The following is a 10,376-nucleotide window of genomic DNA, read 5'->3' as shown; positions in this document are numbered from 1 at the left end:
TCCAGGGGGTCTCCCGGACGGCCGGCGGGGGCCGCCTATCCTTAAGCAGGGAGGGATCCGGCCGGAAGCGCCGGCCGGGGCCGCGCGACGGGGAGGGTCCTGTGCCCGAAGACCAGGCGCCGATCGGCGATCCGTTCCATCGGCGCCTGCACCACGTGGGGCAGGGCGATCTGAGCTCGGAGACGGCGCAGACGTCCGGCATGGTCCGCCGGGCGGCCATCAGTGAGGCGACCGTCGGGTCGAGCAGGTTGTGGATGGGGCAGACCCATGTCGCACCGGCCACGATCTCGGCCGACCACCACCACGGCGACTCCGAGACCGCCATCTACGTGGTCAGCGGCACACCGTCGTTCGTCTTCCTCGACATGGACGGTGACGAGCCGCGTGAGGTGCGCATCGACGCCAGGCCGGGCGACTACGTCTTCGTCCCCCCGTTCGCGCCCCACCGGGAGGAGAACCCCGACCCGGACAACGAGGCCGTCGTCGTGATCGCACGCAGCACCCAGGAGGCGATCGTCGTCAACCTCCCAAGCCTGCTCCCGCCCGAGCATGGCCGGCCACCGTCTTCGGGCGCGTGACCGAGGCACGTCCTGGGGTCCGGACGGCCCGGCGGCGACGCGGCCCTCAGGTCGCGGGAGGCGGTCCGGGGTCGACTTCCCGGGCGAGCTCCAGGGCGGTCAGATCAAGAGCGCTCAGCGTGAAGATGTTCGCGATCTGCTCGAGCGGCATCCCGGCGTCACCAAGCTGGGTCATGGTGACCGCGGTACGCAGGAAGACGCGTCCGATGGCGACCTCGTCCACGTCCGGCATGTCCTTGCGGAAGAAATCGGCGAGCTGCTGACCGACCTCGCGGTCGGCGTGGACGCGTGGGTCGTTGAGCTCGGGGCTGGCCAGGATGTCCGCCAGATCCCTGCGCTCGTCTCGCGTGAGCTTGCTCAATGGTCGCCTCCCGCAGCGATGTCGTTATTGGGAGACTATGCGCTCAGGACTCCGGGGAGAATGCTTCGGGCGCCGATGATCGGCTGGTGCAGGGACGATGGGATCTCGTCCCTACACCCCGGCCATGCGACATCCGTACGGGCGATCAGGAGAGCGCGTCGACGAGCTTGCGACGCTGCTGGACGCCGAGGCCGCCGATGCGCCGCTTGTCGTCCACGCCGGCACGCTCCATGAGCGCGGCGGCCTTGGTCGGGCCGATGCCCGAGAGTGCGCGCAGGGCCTGGGAGACCTTGATCTTCTTGGCCGTGTCGTCGTCGCGCTTGAGCAGTTCGGCGAGGGTGAGGTCGCCGGTCTTGAGCTGGGCCAGGAGCGCCGCGCGTGCCTGGCGGGCCTCGGTCGCCTTGACGAGAGCGGCCTGGCGCTGCTCTGGGGTGAGGACGGGGAGGGCCATGAGGTTCTCCTTGGGGGGGTTGATGTCGGGACCGTCGGTTCGACCGCTGGTGCGATCGGCAATCTGTTACCCCCAGCACGGACGTTAATCATGGTTCTCCGGTTCGATGCCTGTTCCGGGTGAATCCTGCTCCCTGCGGCATAACGCCGGACAAGTCGTGAAATTTGGGCCTTCAAAGTTCGACGAGTTGACCTGACTCTCAGTGCAGGCGTGCGACAAACCCCAAGAGCGCGCGCCTGAGGGAGGCACAGGTGAGACGTCGTCTGCTCGTAGGACTCGCGATCCTGGCACTGCTGTGCACCAGCGGCATCACCGGGGTGGGGGCCTCGGCCGAGCCGCCCCCGAGCAACCAGTACCGCGTCGAGGGCCCGAGCACGGCCCAGCAGCGCACGGCGATCGCGCAGACAGGCGCCGCGATCGACGAGGTGGCGGACACATCGGTCGTGGTCACCGCCTCGGAAGCCGAGATCGCCGAGATCAGGAACCTGGGCTACACGGTTACGCGCATCCCGCGGCCGTTATCCCCGCCACTGCCCAAACCGCAGGACTTCCCGCCGGCCGACTCCGGGTACCACAACTACGCGGAGATGACCGCCCTGGTGAACCAGCTGGTCTCCAGCTACCCCTCCATCGCCAGGAAGTTCAGCTACGGCACCTCCTACGGAGGCCGTGACCTCATCGGCGTCAAGATCAGCGACAACGTCGCGACCGATGAGAGCGAGCCGGAGGTGCTGTTCACCCACCACCAGCACGCCCGTGAGCACCTCACCGTCGAGATGGCGATCTACCTGCTCAACCTCTTCACCGGTGGCTACGGGTCCGACAGCAGGATCACCGGCCTGGTGAACTCGAGGGAGATCTGGATCATGCCGGATCTCAACCCCGACGGCGGCGAGTACGACATCGCCACCGGGTCCTACCGCTCCTGGCGCAAGAACCGGCAACCGAACGCCGGCTCCTCGTACGTGGGCACCGACCTGAACCGCAACTGGGCCTTCAGGTGGGGCTGCTGCGGCGGCTCCTCCGGGTCCCCCTCCAGCGCGACCTACCGGGGCTCGTCCGCCGAGTCCGCGCCCGAGGTGCGCGCGGTCGCCAACTTCGTACGCGGCCGGGTGGTCGGCGGCGTCCAGCAGATCAAGTCGAACATCGACTGGCACACCTACAGCGAGTTGGTGCTGTGGCCGTACGGCTACACCTACAACGACACCGCCCCCGGCCTCACGCAGGACGACCACGACGCGCTCGAAGCGCTCGGCCGCAACATGGCCGGCACCAACGGCTACACCCCGCAGCAGGCCAGCGACCTGTACATCACCGACGGCTCCATCGACGACTGGCTGTGGGGCAACTACAAGATCTTCAGCTACACCTTCGAGATGTACCCGAGGGGCTCCTCGCCCGGCTTCTACCCGCCTGACGAGCAGATCGTGACGCAGACGACCCGCAACAGGGAGGCGGTGCTCCGGTTCCTCGAATACTCCGACTGCGTCTACCGCATCATCGGCAAGGCCGCGCAGTACTGCTAGCAGACCCCGGCCTGCAGGCCTGACCCATACCCGCCGTCACCGGCCCCAATGGTGACGGCACCGGGGGTACGGCCGCCGCTTTGGCGCAGGCGGCGGCCGTACCCGACCCATCCGGTGGGGGAGCCGTCTTGACAGGCGCTTTGAGGGGCGTTGGGGCGGGCGGCGCGCAGCGGTGGTGGCGCGAAGGCCGGGTGAGGCGCGAAGATCGTGAAGAGATGGACCAAGCGGCCGTCACCCTCCGCACAGGGACGGACCGTCGATATATCGATATAGGGAGTTCAGCAATGCGACAGCGCCGGCTGGGCAGCCAGGGCCTTCACGTCTCCGCCGAAGGGCTCGGTTGCATGGGGATGAGCGTGGCCTACGGTCCCGCGGACGAGCGGGAGGCGATCGCCACCATTCATCGCGCGCTCGACCTGGGCATCACGTTCCTGGACACCGCGGACGTGTACGGTCCCTCGACCAACGAGAGCCTCGTCGGACGCGCCATCGCCGGGCGCCGTGACGAGGTGGTGCTCGCCACCAAGTTCGGCAACGAGGTCGAGGACGGGCGCCTCACCGGCCGCGTCAACGGCCGCCCTGAGTACCTCCGCCAGGCGCTGGACGGCTCACTCAAACGTCTCGGCGTCGACCACGTCGACCTCTACTACCAGCACCGCGTCGACCCGGACGTCCCCGTGGAGGACACCTTCGGCGCGCTGTCGGAGCTCGCGGGCGAAGGCAAGATCCGCTACCTCGGCATCTCCGAGGCCGCTCCCGAGAGCATCCGCCGCGCCCATGCCGTGCACCCCCTGACCGCACTGCAGAGCGAGTACTCCCTGTTCACCCGGGACGTCGAGGACAACGGCGTCCTGGCCACCACCCGCGAGCTCGGCATCGGCTTCGTCGCCTACAGCCCGCTCGGCCGCGGCTTCCTCACCGGCACCATCCGCAGCGTGGACGAGCTGTCGGAGGACGACCGCCGCCGCTCCACCCACCCTCGCTTCCAGGCGGAGAACTTCGCGAGGAACCTCGCCGTCGTCGACCGGATCCGCGTGCTGGCCGACGCCAAGGGGGTCACCTCCTCGCAGCTCGCGCTGGCCTGGGTGCTCGCCCAGGGCGACGACATCGTGGCCATTCCCGGCACCAAGCGCCGCGCGTACCTGGAGGCGAACGCCGCAGCCGTCGAGATCACCCTCACCCCCGACGACCTGGCCGCCATCGACGCCGTGGCCCCCCCAGGCATCGCCTCCGGCGACCGCTACCCCACCGCCCAAATGCGCACCGTCCACCGCTGACCACCACGGCCGGCCCTCATACGGTGGGACGGTCAGCGGGGGTTGTGGTGGATGATGGCGGCGTTCAGGGTGGTGGCGAAGGCGGTCCAGGCGGCGTAGGGGAGCAGGAGCAGTCCCGCTCGGCGGTCGGCTTGTAGAGCTTGGCGTGTGAGGACGGCGTTGGAGACGTTGAGGGCCAGGATCTCGGCCAGCGCCGCCCTGGGGGAGCGCAGCCGGAAGAACAGCGGGGTCCACGCGGCGTTCAGCGCCAGGTTGACGGCAAGCGAGCGGGCCAGCGCCCGCCTGTTCTCACCGTCGGCCCGCGTCAGGGCCCGGGCGCCCGCGTAGGCGATCATCCCGTACAGCGGGGTCCAGACGGCGCCGTACGCGGGCGGAGGAGGCTGCCACGAGGGCTTGCGCAGCCGCTTGTACCAGGTAGAGCCCGGCTCGGTCGCGATGCCTCCCACCACGGCGGTGGCGGCCACCGCGAGCGAGGTCTTCAGCAACGTTGACTTCATGGAGGCGTAGTGCCCGTCCAACGCCGTTCGACACGGCGCCGAGCGGGCTTTCCCGCGGCGTCGTAGGGTGAGCGGTCTGAGCTCGGGCTTCCTCAAGTAAGCTTTCCTCTCCCGTAGCGTGAAAAGGCCGCTCCAAACCAGGGACGGGGATCTCGCACGCCGAAAGGCACCGCGCCAGGGTGGGATCTTCGCCGGCGAGGACCCCGGTGGGCGGGAAGTGCGCGGCGGCAGTGGAACATGGTGTCAACACCGATCCCATGCGCATCCGTTCAGAACGAGGAGCTCGATCATGACCCCCAACGCCACCGAAGACACAACGGGCTTCGCTGACCTGGGGCTGCGTCCCGAGCTCCTGCGCGCGCTGTCCGGCCTCGGCTACGAGGAGCCCACGCCGATCCAGCGCGAGGCCATCCCGCCGCTCATCGAGGGCAGGGACCTGCTCGGGCAGGCCGCGACCGGCACCGGCAAGACCGCCGCGTTCGCCCTGCCCATCCTCGAGCGGATGCAGGCGGGCGGCGGGTCCGTCGCGCCGCTGGCGCTGGTGCTCGTGCCCACGCGTGAGCTGGCCGTCCAGGTGTCGGAGGCCGTCCACCGCTACGGCCGCGATCTCGGCGCGCGCGTCCTGCCGATCTACGGCGGGCAGCCGATCGGGCGGCAGCTCAGGGAGCTGCAGCGCGGCGTCGACGTCGTGGTCGCGACCCCCGGCAGGGCACTCGACCACATCGGCCGCAAGACGCTGCGGCTCGACGCCCTCCAGATCGTCGTCCTCGACGAGGCCGACGAGATGCTCGACATGGGGTTCGCCGACGACATCGAGACGATCCTCCAGGAGACCCCCGAGCAGCGCCAGACCGTCCTGTTCTCGGCCACGATGCCGCCGCGCATCAACTCGATCGCCCGTCAGCACCTCAAGGACCCGGTGCGCATCCAGATCGAGCGGGAGAGCGCCGCGCCCGGCGAGGCCCCGCGCGTACGGCAGAGCGCCTACGTCGTGCCGCGAGCGCACAAGCCGACCGCGCTGGGCCGGGTGCTGGACGTCGAGGCGCCCGATGCCGCGATCGTGTTCTGCCGCACCCGCGAGGAGGTCGACCAGCTCACCGAGACCATGAACGGGCGCGGTTACCGGGCCGAGGCACTCCACGGCGGGATGGGCCAGGAGCAGCGCGACCGCGTGATGGCGCGGCTGCGCAGCGGCACGGCCGACCTGCTGGTCGCGACCGACGTGGCCGCGCGCGGGCTCGACATCGAGCAGCTCACCCACGTGGTGAACTACAACGTCCCCTCCGCGCCGGAGTCGTACGTCCACCGCATCGGCAGGGTCGGACGGGCCGGGCGCGAGGGCGTGGCGATCACGCTGGCGGAGCCGCGCGAGCACCGCATGCTCAAGACCATCGAGCGGGTCACCAAGAGCAAGATCACAATGGAGAAGGTCCCCACCGTCGCCGACCTGCGGGCCCGCAGGCTCGAGCTCACGCGCTCGGCCCTGGAGGAGAGCATGCTCGAGGACGATCTGGAGCACTTCCGGGTCGTCGTCGACACGCTCGCCGACGAGTTCGACCTCGTGGAGATCGCGATGGCGGCGGTGAAGCTGGCACACGAGGCCAGCGGCGCGGCCGCCGACGAGGAGGAGATCCCAGAGGTGCCGCTGCGCGCCGAGCGCGAAGGGCGCGTCCGGCGCGAGCCCGGGGGACGCGACGAGCGCCGTGGCCGCGGGCCGTCCACCGGCATGACCCGCATCTTCATCGGGGCCGGGCGCAGCGCCGGCATCCGCCCGCAGGACCTGGTGGGCGCGATCGCCAACGAGTCGAGGCTGAGCGGCCGGGACATCGGCGCGATCGAGATCGCCGACCGCTTCTCGCTCGTCGAGGTCCCCGACAACACGGCGGACGAGGTCATCGCGGCCCTGCGCCAGAGCACCATCAAGGGCAAGCGGGTCACGGTCCGCCGCGAACGCTTCGAGTCGCGCTAGCCCCTCTGGCACGGGCTTTGCCCGGCTCTGACCCTGGATCGGCCGTGGCCCGCGCGCGCATGGGGGCGATTTGGGGCCGGCCGGGGACGCGGCGCACCCTCGGCCACGTAGCGTCGAAAGAAACCGAGGCGAATGGATCGTCATGGACTACGACCGGTTTCTCTCGATCATCCAGCGTGAGGCAGGGGTGGACCGGCAGGCCGCCGAGGCCGCCGCCCGCGCCACGCTGCGGACGCTCGCCGAGCGGCTCTCCAACGGGCAGACGCGCGACCTGGCAGAGCAACTGCCGCCGGAGGCCGCGCGGTGGCTGCCGGTGGGTCACCAGCGGGAGAAGTTCCACGCCGACGAGTTCCTGCGCCGGGTCGCCGAGCGCGAGGGCACCGACGTCCAGACGGCCGAGCGGCACGCGGTGGCCGTGTTCGCCGCGCTGAGCCGGGCGGTGACGGCCAAGGAGTTCGAGGACGCGGTGTCGGAGCTGCCGAAGGACTTCTGGCCGCTCATCGAGAAGGGCCGCCGCCCCGAAGTCCCGGTGATGCCGTACGAGGAGTTCCTCAGCCGGGTCGCCGACCGGGCCGGTCTGGACGAGGAGGGGGCCCGCCGCGCCGCCGAGGCGGTCCTGGAGACCCTCGCCGAGCGTATCGCCGGGGGAGAGGTCCGCGACCTCATCAAGGAGCTGCCGCCCGAGCTGGGGCCCGCGCTGGAACGGGGCAAGGAGCGCACCCACGGCGTCGCCAGGGCCATGTCGCTCGACGAGTTCCTCGCCCTCGTCGCCGAGCGGGAAGGCGTCTCGGTGGACCAGGCCCGCGAGCACGCGCGAGCGGTCCTGTCGACCGTAGGTGACGCGGTGACCGAGAAGGAGTTCCACGACCTCACCTCGGAGCTGCCCCGCGTGTACATCGAGGAGTTCGCCCACGCCTGACCCCGAACCTGTCAGGCCAGCGCGTTGACGGTGGCGGTGAAGACGGCCGGGAGACGGCGGGCCGCGGGGACGATGAGCCGCGCCGTGGCGGGCCGCCGCCTGGCCGCCAGCAGCGCGCCGGTCAGCGCCCGGTGACGCAGGGACAGCCGCCGCCACGCGCGCTCGTACACCTCCGGCCGCCCCGCGCGCAGGCAGGCGACCAGGGCACGGGCGGACAGCAGCCCGAGCGAGACCCCCTCCCCGGTGAGCGCGTCGACGTATCCGGCGGCGTCGCCGACCAGCAGCACCCGTCCGGCGACCCGGGCGCGGACGCGCTGCCGCAGCGGCCCGGCGCCGCGCACCGAGGTGGCCGCCGGACCTTCCAGGCGGGCGAGGAGCGCGGGAAACCCGGCCAGGTGCTCGTCGTAGCCGCGCCGTTCGGAGCTCAGCACGGCGACGCCGACCAGATCCGGCCCCACCGGCGTCACGTACGCCTCGCCGCGCGCCGCCCAGTACACCTCGACGAAGTCGGTCCAGGGGGCGATCTGGTAGTGCCTGCGCAGCCCGTACCGGCGCGGGGCACGGCTCGTCACCTCAAGACCCAGCAGGCCGCGCAGCGGGGAGTGCAGCCCGTCGGCGGCGACCAGCCAGCGGGCCCGCATCCCGGCGGCCTCCACCGAGTCCGGGTGCTGCCGTGCGCCCTCGACGCGGCCGTGCACCACCTTCACCCCCACCTCGGCCGCGCGTTCGGCCAGGGCGGCGTGCAGGCGGGTGCGGCGCACGCCGAGCCCCGGTCCTTCCCGGAATTCGGCCTGCGCGCGGTGCCGCTCGTCGAGGTAGCGGATGCCGCGCAGCGGCCATCCCTCCACGCGCACGCCGAGCGACCGCAGAGCGGCGGCGCCGGTCGGCATCAGACCCTCACCGCACGCCTTGTCGACCGGGGCGGACCGCGGCTCGACGACCACGGCCTCCATGCCGGCCAGGGCGGCGTGGATGGCGGTCGCCAGACCGGCCGGTCCGCCGCCCGCCACCAGGACGTCGATCACGCCGTCGCCTCGTCCGCGGCGCGGTTCGCGGGGGATGGCGTGAGCGAGGCGAGGGCGCTCTCCTCGCAGCGGATCCGCACGACCATGAGCACGGCGTTGAGCACGGTGAAGGTCACGGCGGTCACCCACGCGCTGTGGACCAGAGGCAGCGCCGCGCCCTCCACGGCCACCGCCACGTAGTTGGGGTGGCGCAGCCACCGCAGGCGGTACGGCCCGCGCGTGACCAGCGGAAGGCCGGGCACGACGATGACCTCGGTGTTCCACTGCCGGCCGAGCGCGGTGATGCACCACCAGCGCAGGGCCTGGGCCGCGACGACCAGCACCACCATCGGCCAGCCCAGGGCCGGCACGAAAGGCCGGTCGGCCAGGCCCGCCTCCAGCAGGCAACCGGCGAGCAGGCCGGTATGCAGGCACACCATCCAGGGGTAGTGGCCGCGCCCGAACACGCGGCCGCCCTGGGCGAGGCTCCACCGCGCGTTGCGGCGGGCCACTATCAGCTCGGCGAGGCGTTCGACGCCGACGAGCAGGACCAGCAGCAGGTACCAGGACGACATGCCCTGAGACGATACGGGCCCGATCATCAGGGGGACAGCCGGCAGGGGCGGTGACACTCCGCCGCTACCAGCGCAGCAGGACGAGCTCGGAGCAGAATCCGGGACCCATCGCGATGAGCACCCCCGGAGTGCCCGGTGGCGGCGGGCGCAGGGCCAGGGTGTCGCGCAGCACGTGCAGCACCGATGAGGAGGACAGGTTGCCGATGTCCTCCAGCGAGCGCCAGGTGAGGTCGAGCGCGCCGTCGGGCAGGCCGAGGCTCTCGGCCACGGCGTGCAGCACCTTCGGGCCGCCCGGGTGGCACACCCACGCGGTCACGTCCTTGGACGTCAGCCCGTGGTCGCCGAGGAAGCCGTCGACGTCGTCGGCCAGGTAGGTCCGTACGACGTCGGGGACGCTCGTGTCGAGCACCACGCGGAAACCGCTGTCGGAGACATCCCAGCCCATCACCTTCTCGGAGCCGGGGTAGAGGTGGCCGCGGGTGGCGACCACGGTGGGGCCGGGAGCGTCCGTACCGGCCGCCCGGCCGGCGCCGCAGGCCACCACGGCCGCCGCGCCGTCACCGAAGAGCCCGCTGGCCACGAGGTTGACGGCGGAGGCGTCGCCGTGCTGCAGGGTGAGGGAGCACAGCTCGACCGACAGCAGCACGGCCACGTGGTCGGGCCATCCGCGCAGGTAGTCGTGCAGGCGGGCGATCCCCGCCGCGCCGGCGACGCAGCCGAGGCCGAACACGGGCACGCGCTTGACGTCGGGGCGCAGCCCGATCCGGCCGGCCAGCCGGGCGTCCACGGAGGGGGCCGCGATGCCGGTGACCGACGTGAACATGATCATGTCGACGTCGCGGGGTGTCAGCCCGGCCTCCTCCAGCGCGCCGCCCACCGCCTCGGCGCCGAGGTCGACCGCCGCCTCGATGAAGATCTCGTTGGACATCCCGAACCCGTCGAGCTTGGCGTACTGCTCCAGGGGCAGCACCAGGTTGCGGTGGCCGACGCGGGCCGAGGTGTGCAACCGGTCGAGCAGCCGCCGGTCGGTGCCCGGGGGCAGGCATATGCTCGCGAACGTGTCCGTGATCTCGGCCTGAGGGTAGCGGTTCGGAGGAAGGGCGCCGCGGACAGCGGCAATTCGGGTCATATGGATTTCCCGGTTCGCTGGCAGTGGGGACACCTCTGTCTTGCCCATCGCGCAGGGGGACATACCTGATGCGGTGTTCGCCTGCCTTCG

General features: G+C 71.3%; 11 protein-coding genes. 5 read left to right on the top strand and 6 right to left on the bottom strand.

Annotated features, from left to right (window positions below; all coding sequences use genetic code 11):
- Positions 1-101: 101 nt before the first annotated feature.
- On the top strand, positions 102-578 hold the full coding sequence (locus ABD810_RS24840) for a cupin domain-containing protein (RefSeq protein WP_344945046.1): 477 nt from the start codon (positions 102-104) through the stop codon (positions 576-578).
- A gap of 46 nt (positions 579-624) precedes the next feature.
- Here ABD810_RS24840 and ABD810_RS24835 read toward each other — a convergent pair whose 3' ends face one another.
- Positions 625-939, bottom strand: coding sequence for a hypothetical protein (locus ABD810_RS24835; protein WP_344945043.1), 315 nt, complete (start codon positions 937-939; stop codon positions 625-627).
- A 145-nt stretch (positions 940-1,084) separates the two neighbouring features.
- Positions 1,085-1,390 carry an integration host factor, actinobacterial type gene (mihF, locus tag ABD810_RS24830; protein WP_344945041.1) on the bottom strand — a complete coding sequence of 102 codons (306 nt, stop codon included), beginning with the start codon at positions 1,388-1,390 and terminating at the stop codon, positions 1,085-1,087.
- A gap of 251 nt (positions 1,391-1,641) precedes the next feature.
- Between mihF and ABD810_RS24825 the strand changes: the two genes are divergently transcribed.
- Together ABD810_RS24825 and ABD810_RS24820 are read left to right on the top strand one after the other, a co-directional pair.
- The gene (locus ABD810_RS24825; RefSeq protein ID WP_344945038.1) at positions 1,642-2,916 is read left to right on the top strand and encodes a M14 family metallopeptidase; all 1,275 of its coding nucleotides are present in this window, start codon (positions 1,642-1,644) and stop codon (positions 2,914-2,916) included.
- Positions 2,917-3,200: 284 nt separating this feature from the next.
- On the top strand, positions 3,201-4,193 hold the full coding sequence (locus ABD810_RS24820; RefSeq protein WP_344945035.1) for an aldo/keto reductase: 993 nt from the start codon (positions 3,201-3,203) through the stop codon (positions 4,191-4,193).
- Between the two features lie 32 nt (positions 4,194-4,225).
- On the opposite strand, the gene ABD810_RS24815 is transcribed toward ABD810_RS24820, so the two are convergent.
- Positions 4,226-4,678 (bottom strand): TspO/MBR family protein, encoded by a 453-nt coding sequence (locus ABD810_RS24815; RefSeq protein ID WP_344945032.1) that lies wholly within the window; start codon positions 4,676-4,678, stop codon positions 4,226-4,228.
- Between the two features lie 301 nt (positions 4,679-4,979).
- Between ABD810_RS24815 and ABD810_RS24810 the strand changes: the two genes are divergently transcribed.
- Positions 4,980-6,659 carry a DEAD/DEAH box helicase gene (locus ABD810_RS24810; RefSeq protein WP_344945029.1) on the top strand — a complete coding sequence of 560 codons (1,680 nt, stop codon included), beginning with the start codon at positions 4,980-4,982 and terminating at the stop codon, positions 6,657-6,659.
- Positions 6,660-6,801: 142 nt separating this feature from the next.
- Complete coding sequence (locus ABD810_RS24805) at positions 6,802-7,578, top strand: DUF2267 domain-containing protein (RefSeq protein ID WP_344945026.1); 777 nt, start codon at positions 6,802-6,804, stop codon at positions 7,576-7,578.
- A gap of 11 nt (positions 7,579-7,589) precedes the next feature.
- Here the strand turns inward: ABD810_RS24805 and ABD810_RS24800 are convergent, their stop codons facing one another.
- The 3 genes from ABD810_RS24800 to ABD810_RS24790 all read right to left on the bottom strand — a co-directional run bounded on the left by ABD810_RS24800 (position 7,590) and on the right by ABD810_RS24790 (position 10,286).
- Positions 7,590-8,603: an NAD(P)/FAD-dependent oxidoreductase gene (locus tag ABD810_RS24800; protein ID WP_344945021.1), complete on the bottom strand. Its 1,014-nt coding sequence runs from the start codon at positions 8,601-8,603 to the stop codon at positions 7,590-7,592.
- Entirely contained in the window at positions 8,600-9,157 is a 558-nt protein-coding gene (locus ABD810_RS24795; RefSeq protein WP_344945018.1) for an isoprenylcysteine carboxyl methyltransferase family protein, read from the bottom strand. Before ABD810_RS24795 ends, ABD810_RS24800 begins: the two co-directional genes overlap by 4 nt.
- Before the next feature lie 64 nt (positions 9,158-9,221).
- Positions 9,222-10,286 (bottom strand): type III polyketide synthase, encoded by a 1,065-nt coding sequence (locus tag ABD810_RS24790; RefSeq protein WP_344945015.1) that lies wholly within the window; start codon positions 10,284-10,286, stop codon positions 9,222-9,224.
- Positions 10,287-10,376 lie beyond the last annotated feature (90 nt).

This window comes from Sphaerisporangium flaviroseum, assembly GCF_039537005.1.
GTDB lineage: Bacteria > Actinomycetota > Actinomycetes > Streptosporangiales > Streptosporangiaceae > Sphaerisporangium > Sphaerisporangium flaviroseum.
The sequence above is the reverse complement of the archived record's forward strand: the minus strand, read 5'-3'. Positions and strand labels throughout refer to the sequence as shown.

What these genes read in the sequence shown, in the direction of transcription:
- mihF (WP_344945041.1), bottom strand. Translation starts at nt 1,390, where the DNA reads ATGGCCCTCCCCGTCCTCACCCCAGAGCAGCGCCAGGCCGCTCTCGTC.
- ABD810_RS24820 (WP_344945035.1), top strand. Translation starts at nt 3,201, where the DNA reads ATGCGACAGCGCCGGCTGGGCAGCCAGGGCCTTCACGTCTCCGCCGAA.
- ABD810_RS24810 (WP_344945029.1), top strand. Translation starts at nt 4,980, where the DNA reads ATGACCCCCAACGCCACCGAAGACACAACGGGCTTCGCTGACCTGGGG.
- ABD810_RS24805 (WP_344945026.1), top strand. Translation starts at nt 6,802, where the DNA reads ATGGACTACGACCGGTTTCTCTCGATCATCCAGCGTGAGGCAGGGGTG.
- ABD810_RS24795 (WP_344945018.1), bottom strand. Translation starts at nt 9,157, where the DNA reads ATGTCGTCCTGGTACCTGCTGCTGGTCCTGCTCGTCGGCGTCGAACGC.
- ABD810_RS24790 (WP_344945015.1), bottom strand. Translation starts at nt 10,286, where the DNA reads ATGACCCGAATTGCCGCTGTCCGCGGCGCCCTTCCTCCGAACCGCTAC.